Source organism: Nocardioides renjunii, assembly GCF_034661175.1.
GTDB lineage: Bacteria > Actinomycetota > Actinomycetes > Propionibacteriales > Nocardioidaceae > Nocardioides > Nocardioides renjunii.
This window is the reverse complement of the sequence record NZ_CP141058.1, coordinates 3760305-3784339: the sequence shown is the minus strand read 5'-3', so window position 1 is coordinate 3784339 and position 24035 is coordinate 3760305. Positions and strand designations below refer to the sequence as shown.

General features: G+C 71.8%; 23 protein-coding genes. 9 read left to right on the top strand and 14 right to left on the bottom strand.

Annotated elements, in window-relative coordinates; genetic code table 11:
• Positions 1-5: 5 nt before the first annotated feature.
• The 7 genes from SHK17_RS18125 to SHK17_RS18095 all read right to left on the bottom strand — a co-directional run bounded on the left by SHK17_RS18125 (position 6) and on the right by SHK17_RS18095 (position 7284).
• Entirely contained in the window at positions 6-2279 is a 2274-nt protein-coding gene (locus SHK17_RS18125) for an N-acetylneuraminate synthase family protein (RefSeq protein ID WP_322920244.1), read from the bottom strand.
• Positions 2280-2351: 72 nt separating this feature from the next.
• Complete coding sequence (locus SHK17_RS18120) at positions 2352-3023, bottom strand: acylneuraminate cytidylyltransferase family protein (RefSeq protein WP_322920243.1); 672 nt, start codon at positions 3021-3023, stop codon at positions 2352-2354.
• Positions 3020-4063 carry a hypothetical protein gene (locus SHK17_RS18115; RefSeq protein WP_322920242.1) on the bottom strand — a complete coding sequence of 348 codons (1044 nt, stop codon included), beginning with the start codon at positions 4061-4063 and terminating at the stop codon, positions 3020-3022. Before SHK17_RS18115 ends, SHK17_RS18120 begins: the two co-directional genes overlap by 4 nt.
• Complete coding sequence (locus SHK17_RS18110) at positions 4048-5052, bottom strand: glycosyltransferase family protein (protein WP_172266857.1); 1005 nt, start codon at positions 5050-5052, stop codon at positions 4048-4050. The genes SHK17_RS18115 and SHK17_RS18110 overlap by 16 nt, the downstream gene beginning before the upstream one ends.
• Positions 5053-5598: an acyltransferase gene (locus SHK17_RS18105; RefSeq protein WP_172266854.1), complete on the bottom strand. Its 546-nt coding sequence runs from the start codon at positions 5596-5598 to the stop codon at positions 5053-5055. It abuts the gene before it with no gap.
• Between the two features lie 28 nt (positions 5599-5626).
• Positions 5627-6490, bottom strand: a complete 864-nt coding sequence (locus SHK17_RS18100) for a glycosyltransferase family 2 protein (protein WP_322920241.1) — start codon at positions 6488-6490, stop codon at positions 5627-5629.
• A 2-nt stretch (positions 6491-6492) separates the two neighbouring features.
• Positions 6493-7284 carry a class I SAM-dependent methyltransferase gene (locus SHK17_RS18095; protein WP_322920240.1) on the bottom strand — a complete coding sequence of 264 codons (792 nt, stop codon included), beginning with the start codon at positions 7282-7284 and terminating at the stop codon, positions 6493-6495.
• A gap of 51 nt (positions 7285-7335) precedes the next feature.
• Between SHK17_RS18095 and SHK17_RS18090 the strand changes: the two genes are divergently transcribed.
• Both SHK17_RS18090 and SHK17_RS18085 read left to right on the top strand, forming a co-directional pair.
• Positions 7336-8343 carry a glycosyltransferase family 2 protein gene (locus tag SHK17_RS18090; protein ID WP_322920239.1) on the top strand — a complete coding sequence of 336 codons (1008 nt, stop codon included), beginning with the start codon at positions 7336-7338 and terminating at the stop codon, positions 8341-8343.
• Positions 8344-8396: 53 nt separating this feature from the next.
• On the top strand, positions 8397-9197 hold the full coding sequence (locus SHK17_RS18085; protein ID WP_322920238.1) for a glycosyltransferase family 32 protein: 801 nt from the start codon (positions 8397-8399) through the stop codon (positions 9195-9197).
• Here SHK17_RS18085 and SHK17_RS18080 read toward each other — a convergent pair.
• Positions 9175-11019 (bottom strand): ABC transporter ATP-binding protein, encoded by a 1845-nt coding sequence (locus tag SHK17_RS18080; RefSeq protein ID WP_322920237.1) that lies wholly within the window; start codon positions 11017-11019, stop codon positions 9175-9177. The two genes, SHK17_RS18085 and SHK17_RS18080, sit on opposite strands and share 23 nt — an antisense overlap.
• Before the next feature lie 88 nt (positions 11020-11107).
• On the opposite strand from SHK17_RS18080, the gene SHK17_RS18075 reads away from it, so the two are divergent.
• From SHK17_RS18075 to SHK17_RS18065, 3 genes are read left to right on the top strand one after another with little or no spacing between them, the layout of a single operon-like run.
• Positions 11108-12193: a glycosyltransferase gene (locus SHK17_RS18075; protein WP_322920236.1), complete on the top strand. Its 1086-nt coding sequence runs from the start codon at positions 11108-11110 to the stop codon at positions 12191-12193.
• Positions 12190-13113 carry an alpha-1,2-fucosyltransferase gene (locus SHK17_RS18070; RefSeq protein WP_172266833.1) on the top strand — a complete coding sequence of 308 codons (924 nt, stop codon included), beginning with the start codon at positions 12190-12192 and terminating at the stop codon, positions 13111-13113. Before SHK17_RS18075 ends, SHK17_RS18070 begins: the two co-directional genes overlap by 4 nt.
• A gap of 5 nt (positions 13114-13118) precedes the next feature.
• Positions 13119-13979, top strand: a complete 861-nt coding sequence (locus SHK17_RS18065; protein ID WP_322920235.1) for an alpha-1,2-fucosyltransferase — start codon at positions 13119-13121, stop codon at positions 13977-13979.
• 3 nt (positions 13980-13982) lie between these two features.
• Here SHK17_RS18065 and SHK17_RS18060 read toward each other — a convergent pair whose 3' ends face one another.
• Positions 13983-14630: a WbqC family protein gene (locus SHK17_RS18060; RefSeq protein WP_322423209.1), complete on the bottom strand. Its 648-nt coding sequence runs from the start codon at positions 14628-14630 to the stop codon at positions 13983-13985.
• Positions 14627-15247: a PIG-L deacetylase family protein gene (locus SHK17_RS18055; protein WP_172266824.1), complete on the bottom strand. Its 621-nt coding sequence runs from the start codon at positions 15245-15247 to the stop codon at positions 14627-14629. Before SHK17_RS18055 ends, SHK17_RS18060 begins: the two co-directional genes overlap by 4 nt.
• 63 nt (positions 15248-15310) lie before the next feature.
• Here SHK17_RS18055 and SHK17_RS18050 point away from each other — a divergent pair, with 63 nt between their 5' ends.
• Positions 15311-16537 carry a glycosyltransferase gene (locus SHK17_RS18050; RefSeq protein ID WP_322920234.1) on the top strand — a complete coding sequence of 409 codons (1227 nt, stop codon included), beginning with the start codon at positions 15311-15313 and terminating at the stop codon, positions 16535-16537.
• Here the strand turns inward: SHK17_RS18050 and SHK17_RS18045 are convergent.
• The 3 genes from SHK17_RS18045 to SHK17_RS18035 are packed head-to-tail and all read right to left on the bottom strand — an operon-like array spanning position 16512 to position 20430.
• Positions 16512-17576, bottom strand: coding sequence for a glycosyltransferase (locus SHK17_RS18045; protein ID WP_322920233.1), 1065 nt, complete (start codon positions 17574-17576; stop codon positions 16512-16514). The two genes, SHK17_RS18050 and SHK17_RS18045, sit on opposite strands and share 26 nt — an antisense overlap.
• Positions 17573-19417, bottom strand: coding sequence for a glycosyltransferase family 2 protein (locus SHK17_RS18040; protein WP_322920232.1), 1845 nt, complete (start codon positions 19415-19417; stop codon positions 17573-17575). The genes SHK17_RS18045 and SHK17_RS18040 overlap by 4 nt, the downstream gene beginning before the upstream one ends.
• 26 nt (positions 19418-19443) lie before the next feature.
• The gene (locus SHK17_RS18035) at positions 19444-20430 is read right to left on the bottom strand and encodes a TlpA family protein disulfide reductase (RefSeq protein ID WP_322920231.1); all 987 of its coding nucleotides are present in this window, start codon (positions 20428-20430) and stop codon (positions 19444-19446) included.
• 39 nt (positions 20431-20469) lie between these two features.
• On the opposite strand from SHK17_RS18035, the gene SHK17_RS18030 reads away from it, so the two are divergent.
• Complete coding sequence (locus SHK17_RS18030) at positions 20470-21516, top strand: acyltransferase (RefSeq protein WP_322920230.1); 1047 nt, start codon at positions 20470-20472, stop codon at positions 21514-21516.
• Between the two features lie 3 nt (positions 21517-21519).
• On the opposite strand, the gene SHK17_RS18025 is transcribed toward SHK17_RS18030, so the two are convergent.
• Entirely contained in the window at positions 21520-21999 is a 480-nt protein-coding gene (locus tag SHK17_RS18025) for a DUF1707 SHOCT-like domain-containing protein (protein ID WP_322920229.1), read from the bottom strand.
• Between the two features lie 236 nt (positions 22000-22235).
• Between SHK17_RS18025 and SHK17_RS18020 the strand changes: the two genes are divergently transcribed.
• Positions 22236-23063 carry a hypothetical protein gene (locus SHK17_RS18020; protein WP_322920228.1) on the top strand — a complete coding sequence of 276 codons (828 nt, stop codon included), beginning with the start codon at positions 22236-22238 and terminating at the stop codon, positions 23061-23063.
• Between the two features lie 394 nt (positions 23064-23457).
• Positions 23458-24006, top strand: a complete 549-nt coding sequence (locus SHK17_RS18015) for a hypothetical protein (RefSeq protein WP_322920227.1) — start codon at positions 23458-23460, stop codon at positions 24004-24006.
• Positions 24007-24035: the final 29 nt, after the last annotated feature.

The window sequence follows — 24035 nt, the reverse complement described above, 5'->3', positions numbered from 1 at the left end:
TGGGGTCAGAACCATTGCTCCAGCCGCTCGAGGGCGATCCAGAAGCCCTCACCGTCGTTGACGTGCCCCTGCCAGATCTCGGGGATGAAGCTCACCCCGGGTGACAGCGCGTCGAGCTGCTGCGCGAGCACGGCCCAGTCGATCTCGCCGTCGCCGACCTGCACGCCCTCGCCGTCGACGCCGGTGGCGTCGACGAGGTGGAGGTGCTCGGTGTGCGGCGCGAGGAGGTCGGTCGCCTCGGCGAAGGACAAGCCGAGGTAGTTGGCCGACAGCTTGGAGTGGGAGACGTCGAAGCAGAGCCGGCGGTCGTGGCGGGCGGCGAAGTCGGCGGTGTCGCGGGGGTCGACGAAGAGGTTGCAGTAGAGCTGGCCGCCCATGTACCAGGGGTAGGGCGGCAGCGTCTGGGCGCAGAGGCGCACGCCGGAGTCGTCGACCCGCGCCAGGCCGGCCGCGACCCGGTCGTACATCGCCTCGCGCTGCTCGGGACGCACGAAGGCGTCGGTGGTGAAGCCGCCGAGGCTGGCCACGACGACCGGACCCTCCGTCCCGGCCTTCGCGTCGGCGCCCCGGGTGAAGAACGCCTGCATCTCGCGGGTGGTGTCGACGACCCGCTGGAGCTCGCGGATGGAGCGCTCCCAGTGTGCGTCGTCCTCGGAGGCGAGGTTGAGCAGGAAGTCGCCGGCGAACAGGTCGGGGGAGTGCGTGGTGAAGCCCATCGGCAGGCCGCCGTCGTAGCGCGCGAAGACGTCCGCGACGGGCAGGTCGAGGTCCTTGTAGGAGAAGTGGAACTCGAGGAAGTCGGGAGTGGTGTCCTTCGTCATCGCGTCGATGTCGTGGTAGCGGACGGCGAGGCCCCACGGCCGGCGGAACTCGTAGGCCCGCCCGCGCGGCGCCGCGTCACCGAGGTCGGTGGCGTAGAAGAAGTCGCCGGGCTCCAGCGCACGGGTCGTCGTGCGTCCGACGAGCCGGTCGTAGGCGTTGGGCTGGAGCCCGCGACCGGGGCTCTTGATGTCGATGTCGTCGTCACCGAGCACGGCGCCGACCTCGATCCGGCGGGCGGCGACGAGCGACTTGGCGAGGTTGACGCGGTTCATCATCTCGCCGGTGGAGACGGCGCGCGGCGCCGCGGTGCCGAGCGCCTCCTCCACCTCGCGCACGCGCTGCACCATCTCGGCGAACTCGCCCGGGAGCAGACTGACCTTGTGGTCGTTGCCCTCGAGGTCGCGGTCGACGGTGAAGTGCTTCTCGACGATCCGCGCGCCGAGGGCGACGGCGGCGAGGGCGACGTGGAAGCCGCGCTCGTGCCCGGAGTAGCCGACGGGCGCCTGGGTGAGCTCGGCGAGCCGGGTCAGGTAGGCCAGGTTGACGTCCTTGAACGGTGCCGGGTAGGTCGACTGGCAGTGCAGGAAGGCGTGCGCGATGCCGGTGCTGCGGACGAGGTCGACGGTCTCGCGGATCTCGCCCTCGGTCGACATGCCGGTCGAGATGACCATCGGCGTGCCGCTGGCCGCCATGTGCCGCAGCAGCGCGTGGTTGGTCATGTCGGCCGAGGCGACCTTGAGGGAGGTGATGCCGTAGTCGACGAGCCGGTCGACGCTGACCGGGTCCCACGCGGTGCACATGACGTCGATGCCGACGTCGCGGCAGTGGTCGAAGACCTCGAAGAGGCCGTCGGCGCCGAGGTCGTACTTCGCGAGCAGGTCGAGGGTGTACTGCGGGCCGAGGTCCTCACCGCCGGAGCCGGCCGTCCCCTGCCGGTAGAGCGACTCCATGTCGCGCATCTGGAACTTCACGACGTCGGCGCCCGCCTCGACCGAGAGGTCGACGAGCTTCCTGGCTAGCGACACGTCGCCCTGGTGGTTGATGCCGATCTCGCTGATCATCAGCGCCGGCGCGTCCGGGGCGACGACGTGACGGCCGATGCGCAGCTCGTCGGCGCGGTTGATCGCGATGGCGACGAGGTGGCCGCGGTCGTCGACGAGCGCGACGTGGTCGATGCCCGAGCCGAAGGCGTGGCTGATCTCGGCCGGGCTGCTGCCGATCGGCAGGCTGCGCGGCGAGGTGTTGGCGGCCTCCAGGGCGGGGACGTCGACGGTGAGGCTGCTGGCGGTGCTCACCCAGCGCCGGAAGTCGCCGTCGGACAGCACGCCGTCGAGGTGGCCGTGCGAGTCGACGAGGAAGATGACCCGGGCCTTGTTGGCGGTGATCTTCTCCAGGGCGCGCAGGACCGGGTCGCCCGAGTAGACGACGTACGGCGTGAGGTCACGCTCGATGATCAACGCAGGGGCCTTCCGTCCGAGTACGTGTGCGACCACCGTAGCCAGAGGATCGGTGTCGCGCGGGCACTCCGCTCAACGAGGGGCGAGCAGGCGGGTCACGAGCGCCACGTCGAGCTCGGTGTCGATGTCGACGCCCTCGTCCTCGGCCATCACGAACAGGCCGATGCGTCCGCCGAGGCGGTTGTCGTGCTGCTCGTAGACCTCGGTGCGGGTGAGGTAGAGCGACCCGGTCTCGCGGTAGCGGCGCATGTCGTCGGTGAGGTCCTGGCGTCGCGGTCGCGCCGCGACGTCGTACGCCGCGGTGGGGGGGTCGCCGGCCCGCCAGATGAACGGCGGCTGCTCGACGACGCCGACCATCGAGTCGACACCGGTGTCGGCGAACTCGGCCAGCGCCCGGGCGAGCGTGCCCTCGTGCCGCACCGGTGAGGTGGCCTGCAGCAGCATCACCGCGTCGGGCCGGCCGCGCTCGGCCGTCACCTGGTCGATGGCGTGGCGGACCACCGGCTCCGTGGGCGTGGTGTCCCGGGCGAGCTCGTCGGGGCGCAGCCACGGCACGCGCGCCCCGGCCGCGCGGGCGACGTCGGCGATCTCCTCGTCGTCGGTGGAGACCAGGACGTCGAGGCCGGGGACGGCGAGCGCCTGCTCGATCGTCCACACGATCAGCGGCTTGCCGCCCACGTCGAGCAGGTTCTTGCGCGGCACGCCCTTGGAGCCACCGCGGGCCGGGACCACGCACAACGTCACGACGCGGCCTCCGTCACCAGGTCGGCGATCCGGCGGGCGGGCTCCTGCGCGGGACGGTCGGGTGCGGGGGTGGGAGCGGTGCCGAGACGGTGCATGGCATAACGCTCCCAGAACTCGCCGAGCCACGCGGGCGGTCGGGGGAAGTCGACCCAGGCGTCGCGCCCGCGGGCGGCCGCCTCCAGGACGCCGGTGGAGAAGACGCTGACGATGGGCGCCTCGAGGTCGACGAGCGGGACACCACTGGTGTCCACGCGGATCCCGGCGCGGGCGTAGGCGGCGAGCACCGCGCGGGAGGTGACGTCCTTCTCGGACGGGTGCGGACGGTAGACCGCGTGGTGCTCGCGGCACGTGGCCAGCGCCGCGTGGGCGAGGCGGACGCGGGAGACCTCCGCGGCGTGCCCCTGCCCGAGGTAGGTGAGGCTCCCGCCGCCAGCAGGGCCTCCCTGCGCACCGCCGCTGCCCGCGTCCCAGAGCAGCTGGCTGCCGGTCGCGGTCACCGTGACGTCCTGGCGACCCGACGTCCAGAAGGCGCCGTCGCGGTCGGTCCACGCCAGCAGGTGCGCGGAGCGGGGAAGGGGAGGGGCGAACGGCGTCAGGGCACCGTGCTGGGCGACGAGGAACGACGCGTCGCGCTCCTCAGCGACGGCGAAGGCGGCGGCGCCGATCCCCGTGTAGTGGCCCGCCGCCAGCACGGCGCGGGGCGCCACCAGGCCGGACAGCTCGGGGAGCGTCGCGGTGCGGCGCCGGTGCGCGGCGTACGCCGGCGGCGGCCGCCAGCCGACCGGGACGACGACCGCCGTCCGCTCCGGCGCGAGGTGGGCCAGCGGGGCCACCACGGCCCGGTCGACGCTGGTGTGCGTCGCCTCGACGGCGACGAGGACGTCGGCACCGGGTCCCGGCGTGAGGAGGTCCACCAGGTCCTCAGGCGCCGGACGGACGCGTGCGCGTGCGCTGCGGACCGCGCGGCGCACGGGGTGCCGCGACTCGTGCCAGCGCCGCCAGGCGACGAGGTCGCCGGGGTGCCTCAGACCGTGTCCCACGAGGCCTCCAGGACCGCGACGCGGTGGTCGAAGGTGTGCTCGGCGAGCGTGCGGGCGCGTGCGGCGGCGCGCAGGGGGTCGCTCCAGGACGGGTCGCCGACCACCCGGTCGCAGAGCTCGACCAGCTCCTCGGCGGTGGTGAAGGCGAGGACCTCGGCGCCGGGCTCGTAGAGCGTCGCGACGTCGGTGCGGTCGACCAGCTCCACCGCACCCACCCCTGCCGCCTCGAAGGTGCGCATCGTGAACCCGTCCTGGTCGCCGTGGAGGTTGAGCGTGGCGCTCGACGAGGCCATCACGTCGTAGGCCTCGGCGCGGGTCAGGTCGCGCCCGGCCGGGACGGCCGGAGTGCCGACCCGCCACGTGCGCAACCGGTCGACCGGGTGCGAGGACCAGTCCCGTCCGTAGGCGCGGACCGGGACACCGTGGTCGTGCAGCAGCGTGAGGACGTCCTCCCGCGTGGGGTAGCGGGCGCCGACGAAGCTGACCTGCTGCCGACGCACGGGCGTCGGCGAGGCCACGAGCCGGTGGTCGAAGGCCAGCGGCAGGTGCCGCGAGTCCAGTCCGGCGGCCTCGAGGTCGACGTCGTCGAGCGCGGAGTACGTCGCCAGGGGACCGACGCCGGCCAGCCGGTCGGCGGTCCAGCGGGTGCGCCGCACCTCGTCGTAGAGCCACGTGATCCGGGGCAGCCCGCCGACGGCGTCCCAGAACTGCCGGCCGAGGGTGTCGCCCTTGACCACGACGACCGCCTGCGGCCGGGCGCGCGCCACGGCTGCGGCTGCCCGGCCGGTCTCCTCGCGCGCGAGCCGGCGCAACGAGCCGGCGCCGATCCGGCGCGGGAGCTGGTGCCGCACCTGGTGCCACGTGCGGCCGACCACGCCGCCGTGGTCGTCGTAGACGTGGGTCGCGACCTCGTGGCCGCGCGCGGCCAGCGCCGCGGCGATGGAGGAGTGGTAGCCGTGAAAGCCCGGGCTGACCAGCAGCACCCGCACTCAGCCACCACCGACCGGGCGTGCCGGGATGCCGACCACGGTCTGGCCGGGCGCGACGTCGCGGGTGACGACCGCATGGGCACCGACGGTGGCGCCGTCGCCGATCGTCACGCCGCCGAGGACGACGCAGCGCTGCCCGAGGAACACGTCGTCGCCGATGTGGATCGGGCCGGTGCTGTGGACCGCGTGCCGGTCCTCGCCGTCGTGGTCGGAGGACGCCACGAGGACCCCGTCGGCGACGACGCAGCGGGAGCCGATCGTCACCGGGTCGAGCGCGTGGAGGTGGACGTCGTGACCCAGGTAGGTGTGGTCGCCGATCCGCAGCTCGCCACCGCCCGGCTCGCTCGCCAGCCAGGCGCCCTCGAAGACCGAGCAGCCGGCACCGAGGTGGATGCGCTCGACACCCTGGAGCTTGTGCGGCCGCACCACGACCGTTCCCTCTCCGATGCTGCCGAACGACCGGGAGTAGAGCAGTCGCGTGAGCGCCTGTCCGGACCGCCAGCGGAGGCTGGGCCGGGCCTCGGTCAGTCGCCGCGCGAGGGTCACACCGGTCACTGTAGTGAGCCGGAACCGGTCAGGGAGCAGGACAGCCCAACCGCCGAGCCTCGGTGAGCTTCCCCGCCTCGAACGCCATCAAGGTCAGCCACATCCGGCGAGCGTCGCCGCTCCCGCGCCACGGGAACCGCCTGAGCAGCAGCAGCTCGTGGTGCGCCCGCCGCAGGGCGGACTTCGGCACGACCTCGGGTGGGCGGAACTTGGCGTAGAGGGTCGCCGTCCCCCGACCCGAGTTGTACTGCTGGCGCAGCACGCCGCGCAGGTCGGTGCGGATCCGGTAGTGCAGGAGCGCGTCGGGCACGTACGCGAACCGGTAGCCGAGGTCCCACGCTCGCCAGGCGAAGTCGATCTCCTCCGCGCCGGCGGGGAAGCTCTCGTCGTAGCCGCCGACGCGCTCCCACACCTCGCGGCGCATCGCCGTGTTGCCGCCCAGTCCGTACGTCCGGCCGCCCCAGGTCTCGTAGAGCCCGGTGCTCAGCTGGTCGATCGGGACCCACCCTGCCGACGGGCCGGAGAGGGAGACCGTCTCGGCGGGGCCGCTGGCGAGGTGGTGGACGTCCAGGGCGTCGGCGAACGCTCGCACCCAGGTGGGGGCCACGACGTCGTCGGCGTCACAGATGAGGATGCGGTCGGTCTGCGCGCGCTCGATGCCGACGTTGCGTGCCACGGACACGCCCCGGCCGCGGGAGGCGTCGACGACCCGCACGTCGAGGCGGTCGGTCCACTGGTCGACGGCACCCGCCAGGTCGTCCGTCGACCCGTTGTCTGCGACCACCACCTCGAACGCAGGTGTGTCGACCTGGTCCGCCAGTGCCCCCAGCTGGTGCCCGATGACGTGGGCGGCGTTGAAGGTCGGGATGACCACGGAGCAGGTGGCGGGCACGGCTACCGCTTGGTCAGCGTGGCCAGCCCGGCCCGGGCCCGCTTCGCGAGCGGGACGGCCGCCGGCGGGAGGTACTTGATCCAGCGGTACGACTCGTGGTGCACCGGTGACAGCACCAGGAGGTCCCCGCCAGCGACGGACTGCGTCTCGGACGTCCACCACGGGGTCTCCCGAGCGATCCCGCTCAGGTAGGGCGTGGGATCTCCCCACGTCGCGTAGAGCTTGTTGGGGCTCAGGACGATCGGGCGGAGCCCCTGGTTGGCAACCGCTTCCCATACGGCCGCGGCGACGCCGGGGGTGTGGCCGGCTCGGTAGTCGTCGAACGTCACGACTCCGGCGGTCCCCAAGAGCTGCTCGGCAGCCACGACGTCAAGGCGCACGTGCTCGAACAGGTGCGACGCGTCGACGTGGACGAACCGGCAGCTCCCCGGGGCGACGTGGTCGACGATCCGTTCGCTGAAGTCCTGCAGGACGCGGGGAAGGTCCGGGTGCACGCGCGTGTAGTTCGCCTCGAACGCCTCTCGGCTCAAGCCCGGGTAGGACTCGGCGTTCTCCCGCACGTTGGCCGTGTCGCCGGCTTCCGACTCGAACAGGTCGACGACCGTGAGCTCCTCACCGTTCTCGAGGAAGCCTCCGAGGAGCACGGCCGACTGACCCATGTAGACGCCGAGCTCGGCCAGGTTGCCCGGCCCGGAGATGGCCCTGCCCGGCCCGAGGAACCATCGGAACAGCTCGCGGTCGATGGCATCGAACCACCCCGGGATGGCGTCCAGGTCCTCGTCGGTCACTCGCACGCCGGGCAGTGTGGCACACGAGGAGCCGCCCGGGGCGGTTAACCTGTGGCGGTGTCCACGGCGCTGGTGCGAGTCGCGCAGCAGGCCAAGCACCGGTCGATGCTGCTGCTGAAGGACGCCCGCGCCACCCGCGACGCGGCCAGCCGACTCTGGAGCCCGGCCGGTCGCGACGTGCGTCGGAGGGTGGCCCGCGGCGTGGTGCTGCCGACCGCCCCACCACGCCGCAAGGTGCCCGGTTCGGTGTGGGCCGTCGCCATGGTCAAGAACGAGGCCGACGTCATCCTCGGAACGCTCGACCACCTCCGCCGGCAAGGGGTGGACGGCGTCCTGGTCGTCGACAACGGGTCGACCGACGGCACGCGCGAGCTGCTCCGTGCTCAGGAGGACGGCGCGTTCCTCTTCGTGGGCGACGACCGCGAGCCGGCCTACTTCCAGGCCCCGAAGATGCAGCTGCTCGCTCGCTGGGCCGCCCGGCGTGGGGCGGACTGGATCGTGCCGTTCGACGCCGACGAGTGGTGGTTCGGCGCCGACGCAACGCTCGCAGACACCCTCAGGACCTCGCGCGCCCCGATCGCGTCCGCTGTGATCCACAACGTCTTCCCGTCCCCCGACGCGCCTCCTGCGTCCGCGCGCGAGTCGACCCGCTGGCGCGTGGACACAGCGCCCGCACGCCTCGAGAAGGTGGCCTACCGGACGCGCGCTCTCGCCGCGCTGCACCACGGCAACCACGGCGTCTCCCGGTCCGGCCGTGTCGTCCAGTCGCTCCGCATCCTGCACATGCCGTGGCGGAGCGAGGAGCAGTTCCGGCGCAAGATCGCCAACGGGGCCGCAGCCCTGCAGCTGGTGGGACCGCGCGGCGGCGGAGCCGGGGGCGACCACTGGCGAGACCTGGGCGCGTCGTCGTCGGACCGGCTCGGCGCGATCTGGAGGGACATGCTCGAGGGGCACGGCCACCCCGAGCTGGAGTGGTCCCCGGCCGGCGAGCTGCGCCCGGTCGCGCTGGACGCGTGGAGCCGCGAGTGGGACCCCGACGCGATCCTGGAGCCCGGGTGGGACTGACAGCACTGGCTCGTGAGGCCAAGCACGGCGCATTCGTCGTCCGGAAGAGAGGGGTGCGACGCGCCAAGCAGCTCAAGTTCGACGCGTCCACCGTCGCCTTCAAGCACGTGGAGCGGGTAAGGCCGTACGCGTACCGACCGGCCCGCTACTCCGGGACGTTCTTGTCGCGAGACGTCACGCCGGAGGCACCGAGCCAGTTTCCCGCGCGTGCCTTCGTCGTGTGGACGGGGGACAACGACATGTCGCCCAACAGGCAGGCCAACGTCGATCGGATACGGACCCGCATCGGCCTGCCAGTCGAGCTGGTCACGCCTGCGACGCTGCCGCGGTGGATCGTCAGCGGGCACCCGCTCCCGGAGGCCTACGAGCACCTGTCGCTCATCCATCGCTCCGACTACCTCCGCGGCTACCTCATGCACCACCACGGCGGCGCGTACGTCGACGTCAAGGAGCCCCTGGGGTCGTGGAGGCCGAGCTGGGAACGGATGAGCGCCGACCCCGAGGCATGGGTGACGAGCTACCGAGCCAGCCACGCCAACTGGATCGGGAAGCTGCGCGGCCGCCTGGGCCTCGACATCCTCGTTCACTACCGGCTGATGTTCGGCAAGGGCGGCTTCATGATGCGATCGCACACGCCGCTGACCGCGGCCTGGCTGGCGCAGATGGATGCCGTGCTCACGAGCAAGCAGGAGGCGCTCGCCCGCCACCCGGGTGGTGTCTTCGGCGACGACGCCGACTACCCGGTCTCGTGGACCGACCTGCTGGGCCGGATCCTCGACCCGTTGACGCTGAAGCACCTCGAGCACGTCCGTCACGACGACCGGATGCTGCTCAGGTTCGAGGACTACCGCTGACCGGTTCGGCGGGAGCATCCACGCCGGGGACGTCGAGGGACCCCAGCTGCACGAGCCGTGCGAACGTCGCGTTCGTGGCGCGCACCTGCTCGAAGGTCCCCGAGGTGGCCACGCGTCCGCTCTCCATGAACACGAGGCGGTCACAGTGGCGGACGGTCGACAGGCGGTGCGCGACGACCACGACCGTGACCGACCCGTGCAGCCCCTCGATCGTCTCGGTGATGCGGCGCTCCGTCTCGTTGTCGAGCGCCGACGTCGCCTCGTCGAGCACGAGCAAGGACGGGTTGCGGTAGAGCGCCCGCGCGATGCCGATCCGCTGCCGCTGCCCTCCTGAGAGCCGCATGCCCCGCTCGCCGGCGGTGGTGTCGAGGCCATCGGGCAGGTCGGCGATCAGGTCGTCGAGCTGGGCTCGCTTGATCGCCTCCTGCAGACGGCCTGCGTCCAGCTCCTCGTCGAAGGCGATGTTCTCGCTGATGCTCGTGTCGAGCAGGGTGACCTCCTGCGGCACCACGGCGAGCTGCCGCTGCCACGCGGGCAGGTTGTCGAACACCGAGACGCCCCCGGCCGTGATGTCGCCTGCTGTGGGGAGGTGCAGTCCGAGCAACAGGTCGACGAGGGTGCTCTTCCCCGCTCCGCTCATCCCGATCACCGCCAGCGAGGTGCCGTGCGGGATGTCGAGGTCGACGCCGGCGAGGACCTCGACGTCGGGGCGGTCCGGGTAGGCGTACCTGAGGTCGGTCATGGAGACGTCGCCCGACGGGACCTCTCGCGTGACGACCCGTGCCGTCTCCTCCGTGGTGTGGGTGCGCATGGCGCGGCTGACGCGGACCAGGTGCTCGAGCGGGGCGTGCGCGTAGCGCACACCGGCGAGCGCGCTGATGAGACGGACGGAGCTCGGCAGCACCCGCGTCCCCGCGGCGACGAAGAGACCCAGCAGGACAAGGCCTTCCTCCGCGGACCCGCCCGTCGTGGCGACTGCGGCGAGGACGCCGATGCCGAGGACGAAGACGATCTCGAGGAAGTAGGACGGGATCGAGGTGAGGATCGACGCCCGTACGTCTGCGTCGGCGCCCTCCGCGCTCTTCTCCCGGAACTCGTCGACGAAGGCTTGGTGGGCGCGACGCAGGCGGATCTCCTTGACGGCGCTCAGCGACTGCAGGCTCGACTTCGACACGGCCTGCGATGCCGCCCGGGTGCGTTCACCCGCCGCCTGGATCCGGGGCCGGATGACGCGCTGCACGATGAAGGCGGCCACGCCGAAGTACCCCGCTGCCGCCAGCGCGATGACGGGCGAGATCAGGAGCAGGGAGCCGAAGACGAAGACGATGGTCATGAGCTCGGTGAGGACCGAAAGGGCAGAGGTCAGCCCGCCCGAGTAGCCCATCGACACAGCGCCTTGGATGGTCCACAGCTTGTCGCCGGTGTTCTGGCGCAGGTGCCACGAGTACGGAGCCGTGAGGTAGCCCTCGAGCAAGGCGGTCGAGATCTTGACGTTCTGCGTGGCCATGAACCGCAGCTGCCACCGGCGGACGACCAGGGCGGCGATGTCCTTGACCACGAACGTCCCGAAGATGATGAGGGCGATCGAGAGGACGAGGGTCCGTGGCGACGGGTCCCCGAGCAGGTCGCTGACGCGGCCGAGGGCTCCGGAGTCGAGGGGCTGGCCGGTGACGTACTGCATCATCGGCAGCATCGCGACCACCCCGAGCATGTCGAGGAGGGCGAGCACGACCGAGAGCACGACCGAGAGCACGAGCCGGCGTCGGGTCGGCTGGTCGATCAGCTCGCCCGTCCCGGGCGGGAACCCGAGAAGGCCGGCCAACCTCTGAAGCGGTCTTCCCGTCAGGCTGAGCACGAGGACAGTTTGCACGGTGGGTCCGCGCCCCGTGGGTTCCTGCTTGAATCGTCGCGTGATCCGCTTCATGGCGCCCGACCTGCCGACTCCCAGCGGCGGCATCAAGGTGATCTACCGCTACGTCGAGCACCTGAGGGCGGTGGGCCACGACGCGCGGGTGTGGCACGGAACCCCCGGGTTCGCCTACGAGTCGTGGGGGTCGACGGCTCCCGTCGACACCGGGACCGAGCTCGACTTCGCAGCCGGTGACGTCCTGGTCATGCCGGAGACCGGCGGGTCGAAGTGGGGCTTCCTGTCCGAGAGGCAGCCCGTCGTCATGCTCTGCCAGGGGATGGACTTCGTGTTCGCCAGCTCGGACTTCCTCACCGACGAGCCCGGCGCCTACCCCGGCTGGCCGCAGGCCACCGCGGCGATCGCGGTGTCGGACGCCATCCAGACGTTCCTCGAACGGGCGTGCCACCCCGGCTTCCCGATCCACAACGTCCCGGTGCAGATCGAGGACTGGTTCACGCCGTCACCGAAGGAGAAGCGCATCGCCCTGATGCCACGACGGCGCCGGGAGGACCTCCTGGGAGCGGTGCAGCTCGTCCGGCGTTCGGGCCGGCTCGCCGACTGGGAGATCGTGCTCATCGACGGCATGACGCAGCAGCAGGTGGCCGAGGAGCTCGGTCGAGCCGCGATCTTCCTGTTCGGGGCCGAGCGCGAGGGCGTCGGCCTGCCGGGCGCAGAGGCCATGGCGTCGGGGTGCTACGTCGTCGGCTTCACCGGCGACGGTGCGAAGGAGTACATGCGTCCCGAGCACGCGTCGGTGATCGCGGACTCCGACGTCGTCGACATGTGTGACCGCACGCTCGAGGCGATGGAGTGGTTCGAGCACGACCGGTCGCTCTTCGACGAACGCGCCGCCCGCGGGCGCGACTGGGTCAGGTCGCGGCACAGCGCAGGGCTGGTGAGGGAACGCCTGGGCGTCGCGTTCGAGGCCATCACCGCGCCCGGCTCCACCTCGCTGCTGCCCGATCCAGTGACGCTCCGGCACTACCAGGCGCACGCGCCCGCCACCGACGTGCTCAACCGTGCGCGGGTGATGGCCCGCCGCACGGGCCGACGGGTGCTGGACCGGCTCGAGGCTCGGCGCCGATGAACCCCGCCGGGACCGTCAAGGCGCTCGCGCGCCGTACGGCCGAGCCGGCGCTGGACGTCGCGAGACGCCGCCTCGGCAGACGGATCGTCAACTGGACGCCTGAGTTCATGGGGTTCGGCAACCAGCTCTACCTCTGGGCGTGGGCGCACGCGCACCGCGACGAGCAGCCCTCGCCGCGCGTGCTCGTGATCGACAAGATGCGCTACTGGGTCCCGCACTTCCCGGCGGTCCGCCCGTGGCTGGTGGAGCCGACTGACGTCGGTGTGCTCGACCAGCGAGCGCACCTCTGGGCGGACCCTGTGGCGCACGCGGGGGACCGCCGCGGCTACACCGACGCGAGCCGTGCCGCGTTCATCGCGGACTGGCTGCTGTCGGCGCCCGCCCTGTCGTCCGTACGCGACTCCGAGCTCGCGACGGGCGACGTGCTCACCGTGAACGTCCGCCGCGGCGACTACTACAGCAACCCGCACCACCGTCCCGAGTTCGCCATCGACCTCGCCGCCTACCTGCGACTCGCCGTCGAGGGAGCACTGGAGTCCGACGGCGCTGTGCGCCGGATCCACGTCGTCTCCGATGACGTCGCGTGGTGTCGCCGACGGCTGCCGTGGCTGCGCGACATGGCGCCCGACGTCACCTTCCCGGCAGCGGAGGACGGCCCGATCGACAACTTCCGCGACGTCTGCTCGTCCCGACGCCTCGTCATCTCCAACTCGACGTTCTCGATCTGGGGAGCGGCCGTGGCCGCCACTGCGCTGGGGAGCACGAGCGTGTGGGCGCCGGCGTTCTTCCAGCAGCGCTACGGGCCGGGGCGGTGCTACGAGTACGACCAGCAGTGGAGCTTCGTCGACGACCTCCCCGGCGGCTGGCAGCCGGACTGGGTCCTCGCCGGCGAGGACCATCCCGCGGCGGACGTGGGCTGACCCGCATGCACTGGCGCGCACGCAAGGCCTTCGACCGCTTCCAGGACCGGTGGGTCCGCCGCGGTCCCCGCACGGTGCTGTGGACCCAGCCGACCGCCCACCTCGGCAACTTCCTCTACGACTGGATGCACGCCTGGGACATGCGCCGACGCGGCGCGGACGTCGTCTGCCTGCGGACGCCGGCCATGGACAGGTGGCTGCCCGTCTTCGGAGCGGCCGCGGCCGAGCTGGTCGTGGACGCGCGCGACTTGCGCCTGACGGACCGGCGTGAGAAGGGGCTGCACAACGAGTTCGGTCCCCACTTCGACGAGCAGGACCTGGCCCGGTTCATCGAGGGGTTCCTCGAGCCCAGCGGCATGCTCGACCTCGAGCGGGTCCCGACGGCGCTCCGTGCCGGTGAGCAGGACGTCGTGTTCAACGTCCGTCGCGGCGACTACGTGAGCAACGAGGCCAACTGGCGCAACTACGGCTTCGACGTGGACGACTACCTCCGCGTCGCCCTCGCCCGCAGCGTCGAGGTGGGCGGTCCCGTCGGGCGCATCATCGTCGTGTCTGACGGCATCGAGTGGTGCCGGCAGCACCTGTCGTGGCTCGCCGGGCACTGCGAGTCGCTCCAGTTCGAGGACACCGGGCAGCCGCCCGAGGTGCACCTCGCCGTCCTGGCCCACGCGTCCCGGTTGGTGCTGGCGAACTCGACCTTCTCCTACTGGGGCGGGTACCTGAGCGCGTGGCGGTCCCGTCGACCGGAGCAGGTGGTCGCGCCGTGGTTCCACATCCGTACGGACCTCGGCGGAGCCGCGTGGCAGCTGGACCCGCGGTGGAGCATCGTGCGGGACATCCCGACGGGTTGGGCGCTCCCCGACTGAGGATCAGTGCGGCGCGGCAGCCTTCGCCACGATCTCCATGGGGTCGTCGACGTCCATGAGGACTGTCACGATCGAGTCGCCGGTGGTCTTGTGGTGGTCGGAGAACTCCAGGCCGATGCCGAGCTCGCGGAACTTCGCCTGCGCCTCGTCGCCGAGGTAGTCGCGCGCCCCGGTGCCGGACAGGTACGACGTCGCGCCGACCATCTGCAGCTGCTCGAGCACCCGGTCGGCGGCCTTCTCCTGCGGCGGGTCGGTGACCACCACCTCGGTGGTGATGCCGAGGTGGTCGCGCATGGCAAGGATCAGCTGATGGTTGATGTCGGCGAGGTTATGCGAGTCGACGGCGTGGATCATCGCGAGCACGTCGTCACTGCGGTCCTTCCAGTGCCGCGCCCCGCGGTAGCGGCCGGTGATCGAGCTCTCGAGGTGGTCCTGCCAGCCGGGCTTGACGATCGTCTCGTTGATGGGGATGAGGTGCGGCTTGGTCTCCAGCGGCAGCGTCACCCACGACCCGCGCATCATCACCCGGCGCTGCACCCAGTGCTTCTGCAGCTGGTCGTGCACGGCGAGGACGAAGCGGTCGCTGTTGAGCATCTTGAACCAGAAGCCCGGCCACGGCAGCAGGTCCGGCTGGTGGATCGCGACCTTCACCGGCGCACCGTCCGCACCAGCGCGTACTGCTCGGCGTAGGGGACGAGCCGCACCTGGCCGAGCGCGCCGGCGATCTGGCGCACGCTGTTGATGGGGTGGACGTCGGTGGGGATCTCCGACTGGTAGGCCTGGCACGCGGCCTCCTTGGCGGTGATCTGCTCCTCCGTGAGGGCCTCGAAGACGTTCCAGCGCAGGTCGGTCGGGTAGAGGTTCACGTCGTAGACCGCGATGTCGTAGACGTAGACGCTCGGCGGGAACCAGTGGTCGAGCGACATCGAGACCCGGCACGAGCGCATGCCGGCCTCGTAGACCGCGATGTGGTCCTGGTGCAGCGAGGGGTAGGGCAGGTAGAGCTCCTCCGGCTTGAGCTCGGCCATGATCTCGTCGATGGCACCGACCATCTCCGTCATGTGCTGCGGCGTCTGGCCGTCGGGGAAGTCCAGCTGGCGCGACTCGGCGACGCCGAGGATCTTCATCGCCTCGACGTGCTCGCGGGCGCGGACCTCGCCGCTGTCGGTCATCACCACCACGACGCACTCGTCGGGGTGCTTGGCCATCAGGCCGCCGCACCCCATGGCCTCGTCGTCCATGTGGGGGGCCAGGATCAGCCGCAGCATCAGTGCTCCTTCGTCGGGACGGACGGAAGTCTAGGTGGCGGAGGGTCTGGGAAGATGCGGTTCGTGACTCGTCCCCGCGTGGTGCTCATCAGCATGTACGTCGGTCACGAGGGCGTCCCGCACGCAGGTGGTCGCTACCTGCTCGAGCTGCAGCGCCTGCTCGACGACGAGACCGAGCTGACGATGCTGACCGTCGGCAACCGGCTCAACCACGAGGCAGCGACGAGGCCCGGCGTGCCGCGCACCCTGCTGCTCCTCGGCCACGAGAGTGGCCGCGGCCTGCTGGGCAAGGTCCTCAACCGGGCGGTGCTGACCGCCGACACGAGGTGGCGTCGGCGCGACCCCGGGGCGCCGTCCCTGCCGTTCGTGCTGGGCCTGATGAGGTCGCGGCAGGCCCGGCGGGCGATCAGGGACGCCGACGTGATCGACCTGCAGTACTCGGAGTCGATCCGGCTCGTACGCCTGCTGCGCCGCCTGAACCCCCGGACTCGCATCACCGGCACGTTCCACGACGTGATGAGCCAGTCGTTCTCCCGGGAGCCGCAGCACACCCCGGAGGACCGGCGCTACTGGGGCGGGGTCGCCGCCCGGTCACGCGCCCACGAGCGGGACATGATCCGGCGCCTCGACGAGGTGCTCGTCTTCAGCCGCAAGGACGCCGAGCTCCTTGGCGATCCGCCTCACACCGTCGTCCACCCGCCGCTGTCGGTTGGGGACGAGCCGCCGCACCAGCCGGCCGCAGAGCCGGTCGTCGTCGTGGTGTCCTACCTCGCGCGCGACGAGAACAACAAGGCCGCGCTGTGGACGATCGACACGGTCTGGCCGCACGTGCGGTCGGCGCGGCCGGACGCCGTGCTCCGGTTCGTCGGGGGTGGGGCGACCGACGAGCTCCGCAGCCGGGTGGCGGGCCTGCCTCCTGGCAGCGGTGTCGAGCTGGCGGGCTTCGTCGACGACCTCAGCGCGGAGTACGCCGGCGCCGCCGTCGCGCTCGTGCCCGTGCTGCAGGGCGCCGGGGTGAAGTTCAAGACGGTCGAGGCGCTGTGCCACGGCGTACCGGTGGTGACGACGACCGTGGGCGCGGAAGGGATCGAGGGCGACGACCTCTACGCCGGGACGAGTGACGACCCGGCCGTGTTGGCGGAGCACGTGGCGCGGGTGCTCGACGACGGGCGGCCCGCGCAGTCACGGTCCAACACGGCGCAGAAGTGGGCCCAGCAGACCTACGGCCGCGACCGGTTCGCCGAGACGATCCGGCGGACCTGGGTCAGACGAGGCCGCGCTCCCGCATGACGTCCGCGAGCTCGGTCCACATGTGTCGCGCGTTGAACGTCGTGGCGACGCTGGCCCGGGCCGCTGCCCCCAGCCGCCGGCGCTGCTCCGCGTCGCTCCTCAGCTCGGTCAGCACCTCGCGCCATCCGTCGGCGTCACCCTCGTCCACCAGCCGCGAGTCGACACCGTCGGTGAAGAAGTCGCGCATGGCCCGGGTGCCGGTGACGGCGACACAGGCACCCGACGACGCCGACTCCAGGGCGACGCTCGAGCCGGTCGGATAGGCCAGGTCGCGAGTCGGTACGACGACGACCTGGGCACGCTGCAGGAGGGCGCGGTAGGCCGTGAGCGGCACGACGCCGTGCACTCGCACGTTGTCAGGCACGGCGAGGTCGGCCAGGTTCTCCGGCTTGCAGACCACGTCGAGCACCAGGTCCGTGCCACGCACGGCGTCGAAGAGAGTCCCGTAGTCCCGACCACGATCCTGCCCGACGGCCAGCAGCTCGACGTCACGCGGGCCGTCGCCGGGAACGTAGAACTCATGGCTGACGCCGTAGGTCACCGGGAAGAGCCGGTCCTCGTTGATTCCGAGGTCCGTGAAGATCTCGGTCTCGTGCCGTGACAGGTGGGTGATGAGGTCCGCCCCGTCGAAGCGTCGCTTCAGCCGCTGCCGCTGCGCGGGGTCAGCCGAGCGGATGTCATCGGCGAGCCAGCAGGACCACACCACCAGCGGCGTCGACCCGTAGGGCGGCACCTTCGCGCGGCGCAGCCCCGCTGCTGCTGCGCCCTGCTGCTCGAGCAGCGCGAGCACCACGTCGCTGCGGCGGGCCTCGCCGATGCCGCGGACGGCTCGCTCGACCGGGAAGCCGGCGCGGTGCTCAACGGCGTCGCGCCACCGCTTCCAACGGGGTGCGGCGGATCGACGGGAACCGGTGAGCGTCCACCCGAGGTCGGCGAGTGCGTCGACGCCGTAGGGCAGTGGTGCCGGCACCTCACCTGCCCGGAACCGCTCCTCCCAGGCGTCGAGGTCGTGCTCGGACAGGATCAGTGCCTTCGTCATCGACGGCCCCGGATCATCGACAGCTCGGTCCGGGCGACCTCGAGCGGCCGCAGGTCCCGCCCGGTCGCCCGCCGGGCGGCGTTGACGAGGAGGTTGGCGCCGGTCGCCGCGGTGAGGGCGGCCTGCAGGGCGCGGCGCGAGCCCCACGTGTCGGCGTACGTCAGCATGCCCTCGACGAGCCACCTGCGCCGAGACTCCGACGGGGACGAGCCGCCGCCGGCGTGCACGACCGTCGGGGAGCGCAGCGCGACGACGGCGACGCCGCGCTCGCGCAGGCGTCGTTGCAGGTCGATCTCCTCGGAGTTCATGAAGTAGCGCTCGTCGAAGCCGCCGACCGCCCGGAAGTCCTGCATCGGGATCCACATGGCGGCGCCCACGACCCAGTCCACCTCGGCCTCAGCACGACGGGCCCGCACGTCGTGGCCGACCGCGCGGTGCCACGCGTCGGTGTCGCGGAAGCGGGCGAGCGGTGTCAGCCAGGCGGCGACGTGGTGCCGGATGCGCGGGAAGTCGCGGCCCACCCACGCCTCCTCGCCGTGCTCGTCGACCATCCGCGGCGCCAGCACGGCCCTCGGGTGCTGCCGGGCAGCGGTGACCATGTCCGCGACGAACGTCGGCTCGAGTGTGAGGTCGCTGTTGAGGACCAGCAGCGCTTCGCCCGTCGCCGCAGCGGCGCCGGAGTTGACGTTGGCGCCGAAGCCGCCGTTGGCGGCGCGGCGGACGACCTGGACGCCGGCTGTCTCGGGGAACGGGGTGGGGGAGGCGTCGTCGGCGACGATCACCTGGACCGGGTGCGTCTGGGCGGCCAGCTGGTCGACGAGCGCGAGCGTCGGAGCCGGGTCGCCGTGGTGCGGGACGACGACGCTGACCGTGCCGACCGTCGTCGCCGGGGCGTCGCGCACCCAGGCCGCGTCGCCGACGCGTCGCCCGGCCACGGCGGCGGCCTCCACCGCCCACGCCACGGCCTTGGGGCGGGCACGGTCGGGGAGGCGGGGCAGGAGCCGGTCGACCTTCCGGCCGAGCGCAGCTGCATCCTCGCGCGAGCCGATCCGAGCCGCTGCGGCGTGGACCGCGCGGCTCCACGGATCCCCGCCGGGTGCCGGGGCAGTGGTGTGCGTGCCGGGGTGCCGCTCCTCGAACGCGACGGTCGAGGCGCCCGACGTGAACGCCCGCGCCGCCCGGCTGGCCGTGTCGGGAGCGGGGCCGCGGTGCTCGACCTCGAGGTCCGGGTCGATGACGATCTCCACGCCTGACTCCGCCAGCCGGAGGCCGAGCTCGGAGTCCTCCCGGTAGCCCATCGCCACGTCGAAGCCGCCGACCGCCTCGTAGGCGGCCCTCGGCACGGAGTTGCACGCGGCCCAGTGCCGCCACCGCTCCGAGGCCGGTCGCGCGTAGGCCTCCGCGAGCAGGCGCTCGTTGGCGGGACGGCCGTACGCGGAGGCGTACGGGGTGTCGGCGAAAACGTCGCGCGTCATCGACACCAGTCCCAGCGGAGGCCCCCCAGCGGGTCGGGACCGGTGGTGGGTTAGGTGGCCCGCCAGGAACCGGGGCGAGGGCGTCAGGTCGTCGTCGCAGCGGACGACGATCTCGCCGCGCGCCTCGGCGTAGCCGGCGGCCAGCGCGGCCGCGACCCCGCCGCCGTCCCCCTCGACGATCCGGAGCGGCACCCGGTCGGCGTACGCCTCAAGGACGGCACGGCTGCCGTCGACGTCACCATCGAGGACGACGACCACCTCCCACGGCTCGGCGATGTCCTGGGTCGCCAGCGCGTCGAGCAGCACCGGGAGCCGGTGGGCCCCACCGCGGGTGGGCACGACGACGGAGAGCGTGGGGTCGGGCACGCGACGATCCTAGGAGCCGGGGCCGGTCACTCGGCCGGACTCGGCTGCTCGGCGACCGCGTCGAGCACCTCGGCGACGAAGGCGGTGACGGACTTCTCGCCGGCCACCGGCCCACCCGCGAGGAAGCCGTCAGCACCGAGGAGGACGGCCGACGGGGTGCCGACCGAGAAGACGCGGCGGATGTTGAGCTCGGGCTCCCAGGCTCCTAGCTGGGGAGAGTGCAGCGACTGGGCACGTGCGGAGGACTCGTCAGGGTGGACGGCCACGACGCCCACGGCCGGGTGCAGCGCGGCCGCCCACTCGTCCAGCCGCTCCGCGACCCGCACGCAGGGGCCGCAGCCGGGGTTGAGCACGACGAGCAGCCGGGCCTGCGTCGCCGTGAGCTCGGCGAGGCTCGCCGTCGTGCCGTCGTGGAGCGTGAGGGCGCCGTAGGGCGTGGCGTGGCGCTCGTAGTCGAGGAGGTCCTCGTCGGCCACCGGCGTGGAGGCTCCTCCGCCGGTCACCAGCACGGCCACGGTCGCCGCAGCCGCGGTGGCGAGCAGTGCCCACCAGCCGCCGGGGTCGAGCTCACGGAGGGCGGACGGCGCGGACCCGCCGTCCAGCGCGAGCCACAGGGCGGTCGCGGCCAGCACGCACAGGAGCACGTTGCGGACGAGCGTGAGGCGGTCGACGGCATGGCGGCCGAGGCTGCCGAAGCACGAGCAGGTGACCGGCTCGTCGAATCCGAGGGCGCGAGCGACGACCCAGGTGTAGGCCAGCATGAGTGCCACCGTGGCGGCAGCGACAGGCACGAGCCAGCCGCCCGGCGCGACGAGGAGCAGGACGCCGAGCGCGATCTCGCACCACGGCAGCGCCGGGGCCAGAGCATCAGCGGGCACGACTGGCGGCACCCGGAGCGCGTCGAACGCATCGCGGGTCGCCCGGCGGTCGCGGACCTTGGCGACCCCGCTCGTGACGAGCACGGCGGCCAGCGTCAGCAGGACGACGAGCGCTGCCACGGGAGCCGACGACATGGCCCGCATCGTACGGTCCGTGCTCCATAGTGGTGCCCCGTGGAATCCGTGGCCCCGACGAGCGCCCGCGACCAGTCCGTCGACGTGGCCCGCGGTGTCGCCATCGTCGCGATCGTGCTCGGCCACGTCGAGAGGGGCCTGGCCTCGGCCTCGCTGCTGCCGCTCGAGACCGCGCTCGGGATCGACCGACTGCTCTACCTGTTCCACCTCGCCACGTTCGCCTACCTCTCCGGCCTGTTCGTGAAGCGTGCGGTCGAGCGGGACGGAACGCGGCAGATGCTCACCCGGCGGGTGACGCTGTTCGTCTGGCTGTACCTCCTGTGGACCGTCATCCAGGGGACGGTCCGGGTCGCCGCGTCATCCGTCGCCAACACGCCGGTCACCGTGGGCGACGTCGCGCGTGCGTGGATACCGGAGGGACAGCTCTGGTTCCTGCCCTGGCTCATCGGCGTCACCGTCGTCGCGGCGACCACGCAGCCCTGGCGGAGCCGGGCGAGGGCCGCCGTCGTGCTGGGCCTCGCCGGGCTGCTGGCGGTGGCCGTGTGGGGCTTCGACCCGTTGTACGCCTTCACCCGCGGTTGGGCGCTGCTGTTCCCGTTCCTCATCGGCTGCGTCGTCACGCAGTCCGGGCACGCCGCGCTCGCGCGTCGGCGCGGCGTCGTCGTGGCTGGGGCGGTGGTCGGCACCACCGTCTGGCTGTGGGTCGGACTCGCGTCCGTTCCCACCACTCCGACGACCGGCGGCGGCTCGCGCACGGTCGACTCGATCCTGCTCGGCGTGCTGGGGTGCGGCGCCGGGACGGTCGCGACCCTGGCCGTCGCGGCCCTGCTCGCCCGCACGCCGGTCGCCGGACCCGTCGCACTCGTTGGGCGCAGGTCGCTGGAGATCTTCCTCGCGCACATCGTCGTCGCGTCGGGCACCCGCATCGTGCTGGTGCAGCTCGGGGTCGCCGACCCGTGGGTGCACCTCGTGGCCGGGACGACGCTGGGTGTGGTCGTGCCGGTCGTCCTCGCCGTCGGCGCTGAACGCCTCGGGTGGACGTGGCTCTTCGGCCTGCCCCGGCGCCTCCATCGCGCCGTGGCGTGAGCGTCAGCGCTGCGGGTGTGCCCACCGGTAGAGGGCGATGAGCCCGGGCAGGAAGAGCGCCATCAGCACGATGCCGAAGATGCGGTCGCCCCCGTCGGAGCCGAACAGCAGGAACATCGAGCCGACGAACACGAAGGGTGACGTGAGGATCCCGACCACCCAGAACATCAGGCGGGGGAGGATGCCGCGCTCGGGCCGGGTCGCCCACGGCATCGCCGCGCCCGGTCCGGCCAGGCCGACCAGCACGTCGTCGAGGTCACCGTGTGTGCGCGCCGCCAACGCACGGGACGTCCGGTCGTCCAGCTCGGCCGCGGTGAGCCGGCCCTCGCCGAAGGCCCCGTTGAGCACCTCGCACACCAGCTCGCGCTCGGCGTCCGACGCGAGTCGCGCATCGCGCACGGCCTCGACCCGAGCCGCGTCCGTGCTCTGGAGGTCCTCGTCACCGGGACCGGGGGCCGGTGCGGCGCCGTGGGACGTCGTCATGGCGCAAGGCTAGGTCGTCGTCACGGTCGCCCGCAGGCGCTTGGAGAGGGCCCGGGAAGTTTCTCGCTCGGGACCAATCCGTTCCGCGTCCTGCACCGAAGTGAGGGGCGGAACACAGGGCGACCCGCAGTTTCGTCACCATCGCCGCCCACGATCGTTACCGTCGCGTTCATGACGACCGCTTAACGTTCCTTACGAACGACCTTCGACGAACCTTGGAATTGAGGACGACTCCCGTGGCCGATACCGGAACCACGCCCACCCTGAGCACGTCGCGGCGCGCCCTCGTCCGCGGCGCTGCATGGAGCGTGCCCGTGGTCACGATGGCGGCGACCGCTCCCGCCTTCGCCGCGTCGCCCTGCTCCGACCGGTACACGTACCAGCTCAACTGGGGTACGACGCCGTACTCGCGCACGAGCTTCCGTGCCTCGTCCGCGACTGTGTCGTCGCTGGACTCCTCGGCTGTGACGGTCTCGTTCGCCAGCGTCAGCTACAGCAACGACGTCGTCAACAACACGACCACGAGCAACAACCGCCCCGACCAGACGCGCAACCTCACGGTGCCGGCGAACACTGGCACGGGGACCACTCAGGACCCGGTGGTCACCAGCCTCGGCGGCCGTCAGGGCGAGCGCGGCGTGATGCTCTACCACGCGGCGAGCACGCCCGGTCGTGGGAATCGGCAAGAGGTCACCATCACGTTCTCCCGACCGGTGCGGGGCCTCAGCTTCTACGTCACCGACATCGACACGATCACCAACCCGGCCTACTCGGATCGGGTCGAGGTGCTTGCTCGCACGGGCACCGGAGCGATCGTCGGCTTCGCCAACGTCAAGGACGGGGTCACGGGCAACGGTGTCAATGGCGATCCGTGGCTGCGGGCCGGAGACAGCAACGTGGGTGAGAACGCCGGAGGAGCGCAGGTGCAGGTCAACTTCCCGACGACGACGACTGGCGCAGCAGACGTGAAGACCGTCACGATCACCTACTGGAACAATTCTGGCGGGACGCAGTACCACCGCGTCTTCCTCGGGGACCTGAACTTCACGGCGATCGGCTGCTGATCAGGCGCACGTGCCGACGCGGCACGGTGGAATCCGTGGTCCAGCCGGGTCGGTGACGGGTATTTCTCGTTACTGTCCCGTAACTGGCCGCGACCTACCGTCGTGACATCGAGCGACCGTGGGGGTCGCAGAAGTCACCGGGGGATCGCGTCACATGTCGAACGACAACAGCTTGCTCGAAGGGGTTCGCCCCTCTCGCCGCACCATCGTGCGCAGTGCGGCCTGGACGGTTCCCGTGGTCGCTGTTGCGACGACCGCGCCCGCCTTCGCCGCGTCGCCGTGCGACCCTCGGACGAACCAGGTCCTGGACTGGGACAGCGCCAACACGACGTGGACACGGGCGACGGACCGTCGCAGCGGGTCCGCGACCTTCGACCCTGACCTCACTGGCCCGGTGCCCACTCTGACGCTCAGCCTGTCGACGTCGTACGCCGGCAACATGAAGCCCGGCAACGAGACCGCCTTCGGCAACGCGCTGCAGGTTGTCTCCGCAGCTGGTGGGCTGGGTACCTCGGCCCTGACGTTGGTCCAGTCGACGACGTCCGCGAGCCCCCAGGGCCGCAACGACCGTGGTTCCTACACGTTCTCGTTCTCTCGGGCTGTCAGCAACCTGACCTTCACGGTCACGGACGTCGACTCCAACTCGGGCGACTTCGACGACGTCCTGGAGCTGACGCCCGGCTACGTCGAGCAGTCGCGTGGGTCGGCCATCACGTCCGACAACAACGGTCCGAACGGTACGCAGCGCTACTACAACACGTCGCCCAACAACGCGCTCAACGACGTCTCGAGCACTGCCGGCAACATCCGCGTCCGCTACGCCGGCCCGATCTCGACCTTCACGATCACCTACTGGAACTGGGCCAACCAGTTCTCCAGCGGCGTCGACACGAACCAGGGCATCTTCCTCAGTGACCTGACGTTCGACTACAAGCCCTGCTGATCCCCGCCTGAGGGCCCCCCGGGAACAAC

Coding starts and splice junctions, on each gene's coding strand:
- SHK17_RS18070 (WP_172266833.1), top strand. CDS start 12,190: ATGAACCCCGCCGGGACCGTCAAGGCGCTCGCGCGCCGTACGGCCGAG.
- SHK17_RS18065 (WP_322920235.1), top strand. CDS start 13,119: ATGCACTGGCGCGCACGCAAGGCCTTCGACCGCTTCCAGGACCGGTGG.
- SHK17_RS18055 (WP_172266824.1), bottom strand. CDS start 15,247: ATGCTGCGGCTGATCCTGGCCCCCCACATGGACGACGAGGCCATGGGG.
- SHK17_RS18045 (WP_322920233.1), bottom strand. CDS start 17,576: ATGACGAAGGCACTGATCCTGTCCGAGCACGACCTCGACGCCTGGGAG.
- SHK17_RS18035 (WP_322920231.1), bottom strand. CDS start 20,430: ATGTCGTCGGCTCCCGTGGCAGCGCTCGTCGTCCTGCTGACGCTGGCC.
- SHK17_RS18025 (WP_322920229.1), bottom strand. CDS start 21,999: ATGACGACGTCCCACGGCGCCGCACCGGCCCCCGGTCCCGGTGACGAG.